4 protein-coding genes are annotated in these 2,905 nt (G+C 69.2%); 2 read left to right on the plus strand and 2 right to left on the minus strand.

Annotated features, from left to right (window positions below):
* Both AB0J58_RS44550 and AB0J58_RS44555 read left to right on the plus strand, forming a co-directional pair.
* Positions 1 to 545: hypothetical protein (locus tag AB0J58_RS44550; protein ID WP_364227817.1), on the plus strand; the 545-nt coding region annotated here is incomplete at its 5' end.
* Positions 517 to 1,866: an NUDIX domain-containing protein gene (locus AB0J58_RS44555; RefSeq protein WP_364227820.1), complete on the plus strand. Its 1,350-nt coding sequence runs from the start codon at positions 517 to 519 to the stop codon at positions 1,864 to 1,866. The genes AB0J58_RS44550 and AB0J58_RS44555, both read left to right, overlap by 29 nt.
* Before the next feature lie 65 nt (positions 1,867 to 1,931).
* Here the strand turns inward: AB0J58_RS44555 and AB0J58_RS44560 are convergent, their stop codons facing one another.
* Together AB0J58_RS44560 and AB0J58_RS44565 are read right to left on the minus strand one after the other, a co-directional pair.
* Positions 1,932 to 2,258 (minus strand): hypothetical protein, encoded by a 327-nt coding sequence (locus AB0J58_RS44560; RefSeq protein WP_357795913.1) that lies wholly within the window; start codon positions 2,256 to 2,258, stop codon positions 1,932 to 1,934.
* 113 nt (positions 2,259 to 2,371) lie between these two features.
* Positions 2,372 to 2,650: a hypothetical protein gene (locus AB0J58_RS44565; protein ID WP_357795910.1), complete on the minus strand. Its 279-nt coding sequence runs from the start codon at positions 2,648 to 2,650 to the stop codon at positions 2,372 to 2,374.
* Between the last annotated feature and the right edge of the window lie 255 nt (positions 2,651 to 2,905).

Consider the following 2,905-nt stretch of genomic DNA (forward strand, 5'->3'; position numbering starts at 1 on the left):
CAATGACCGCGCGCTCCGCAGCAGCCACTGTGGAAGTGCAAGCCAACCGGCACCACCGACTGGGAAGGCACACCATGACCGTCATCCTCGACCGTCCCGCCACCACCCCCCGCACCCTCATCAGCCCCGCCCTGTTCGACCGGCTGACCGCGCGGATCGCCGGCGACCACCCCGCCCACGCCCACCAGGCCGAGCTCATCATGGAGCAGGCGCTCGCATTCTTGGCGACCTGCGCCGCCAACCCGACGGCCGGGTTGGGCCCGTCCGACACCGTGGACATCGGCTGGCACACGTTCCTGATGTACACCCGCGAGTACGCCGAGTTCTGCCAGCGGGTCGCCGGCCGGTTCATCCACCACCAGCCTGACGACGAGATCGGCGAATCCGGGACCGGGGGCAGCCTCGCGGTTACGATGGCCGCGATGGAGGCCGCCGGCTACCGGGTCGACCCGATGGTGTGGCCGACCGCGGCCGAGTGCAGCAGCGGCAAGTGCAACCAATGCTATGCGGGGTGCAGTGACAGTCCAAAGAAGGCAGTGGGCTGACCTGCCCGACCCTGCCCGCGCGGCGATCGAAGAGCAGACCGGCCCGGTCGTCCACATCCGGTCGGCCGAGGTTGGGCTGACCTCCGGCGTCGCCGCACACATCACCACCCTTCAGGGGGCCGTCTTCTTGAAGGCGGCCCCCGCCGCCGCACCGGTCGCCGGACACCTACTGCGCGAACGCGCCGCCAACCAAGCCCTCCCCGTGAGCATCCCCGCGCCGCGGCTCCTGTGGACAGCAGACGTCGCCGACTGGCATCTGCTGCTCTTCGAGCACGTCCCCGGTAACGCCGCTGACCTCTCCCCGGGGTCGCCTGACCTGCCCGCTGTGCTGGACGCCGTAGCCGCCATCTCCGTCCCCGCCCCGCTGCCCGCGCCTTCGGTAACAGGCAAGATCCGGGGATTGCTACGAACGGCGGAGGAGCACCTCTCCGTGTCCCCTGCTGACGCCGCCTACGGGCCGCTCGTCAAAGCGCTCGACCTCGACGACGTCGCAGGGTCGACACTGCTGCACGCTGATCTCCACGCCGACAACCTCCTCGCCGCCGGCGGCAAGGTATGGATCGTCGACTGGTCCATGGCCTGCCAGGGCGCCGCCTGGGTGGACGTCGCCCTGCTCATCCCTCGCCTGATTGACGCCGGCCACACGCCTGCCGAGGCGGAGCAGGTTGCCACACAGGTGCCCGCGTGGGGTTCGGCCCCGGCGGATGCGGTGACCGCGCTGGCTGCGGTCCGCGGCCTGTTTGCCGCCCGCTTGGCCCTGGTCGGGCCGGAGCATCTACGGGGCAAGCGAGCGCGGACCGCAGCGGCGTGCCGGGCCTGGGTGGAGTACCGCACCAGCCGACCTGTCCGCGGCTATGGTGAGCCGATGACCCACCCACTGGTTGCGGAGCAGCGGCTTGTCGCCGACGCCGAAGCTGACGGCATCACCAAGTTCGTGGTCGGCGCCGTCGTCCACCGTGCCGGCCAGGTGCTCATCCTGCGACGCACCGAGGACGACTTCCTGGGCGGCATCGAGGAGCTCCCCTCCGGTGGTGTCGACCCGGGTGAGAGCCTGGCCGAGGCGCTGGGCCGCGAGCTGGTCGAGGAGATCGGGTGGCGTGGTCCCCTCGATCTCGACCCGGGGTTCATCGCCTCGTTCGACTACGTCTCGGGATCAGGTCGGCGTGCCCGCCAGTGGACGATGGCCGTCAGCGGGGAAGGCCAGTCGATCGCCCTGTCGGCGGAGCACACCGGCTACCGGTGGATCGACCCCGCGGACGTCGCCTCGACACGACTGACTACGGAGAGCGCTCAGGTCATCAGGGAGTGGGCTGGCCGATAGTCACACTATGAGAGCGCCCCGCCGATCCGAAGACCAGCGGGGCGCTCTCGTCGATGGTGGCGCTACTACACCTCGGGCGCCTGCAGGTAGTTGCCGTCGAGGTCACGGCGCAGGCCGTTCTCCAGCCACCCCGAGGAGAGCCCCGTGACTCCGCACAGGTGGGCGAACTCGACGATGTTGAAGTTCGGATCTGCGTGCGCGAGCACCTGTCCGGTCACCCACATGACGTTGACCTTCACACGGTGGGCTTCCTCGGCGGTGAGCTGTTCGTTGCTCTTGTTCGAGTCGAGTTCGCGCTGGTGTCCGGCGCGGTCGAGCCGGTAGGGGGCGTCGCTCCAGTCGTGGTTTGCGATCTCTGCCGCGTGCTCGCGGGCAAGACGGCTAAGGGCCATGGTCCCTCCTAATAGGACGAGGCGGCTTGGTTGACCATCCGAATAGGTCACCGCCCGATGTGGCTGCCCCTCCAAGGTACGTGAGCAAGCGTGAGTTGAACAGAGAGCGAAACTCAGCCCCTGGCCGCCTTCTGTAGCGCCATCCACGCGGCGTGCCTGTTGTCCATCGCAGCCCAGAACGGGTGCCGGTTCAGTATGTCCAGCGCGTCCAGTCGGGCTGTTCGTGCCGCGGCCAGCTCGTCGCGCTGCTCCTGCGACACCTGGGCCTCCCCAGCGAGGACGTCCACCGACGACGGCATCTCGTCGGTCGCCTCCTGTACGTGCTCGTCCGCCTTGTAGTAGGCGCGCTGCGCTGCGAGCAGGTCGTCAGGGAACTCGTAGTCGGCCATCATGTCTCCCCGGGGTGGTGCAGGTACGGGGGCGATCCTAGCCAGCCTGGAGTCCCAAGCAGAGATAGCCCCGCCGTCCCCGCCGTCCGTCTCACAGACGCCCGGGCCGACTGGATCAACTGCGCATAGGTCCCTCAACGCAAAGAAGGCCCGGCCCCCAAAAGGAGGCCGGGCCTTCTTACTGCGTGAACTTACGGGGCCGTCGGTGTCGCGGTCGGCGTGGCGGCAGCCGCGGCCGGGGCAGGCGAGGTGACCGGG

Source organism: Streptosporangium sp. NPDC049644, assembly GCF_040675205.1.
Taxonomy (GTDB): Bacteria; Actinomycetota; Actinomycetes; order Streptosporangiales; family Streptosporangiaceae; genus Streptosporangium; species Streptosporangium fukuiense.

Excerpts from the sequence above, each read along its gene's own strand:
- AB0J58_RS44565 (WP_357795910.1), bottom strand. The coding sequence starts at position 2,650 with ATGATGGCCGACTACGAGTTCCCTGACGACCTGCTCGCAGCGCAGCGC.
- AB0J58_RS44560 (WP_357795913.1), bottom strand. The coding sequence starts at position 2,258 with ATGGCCCTTAGCCGTCTTGCCCGCGAGCACGCGGCAGAGATCGCAAAC.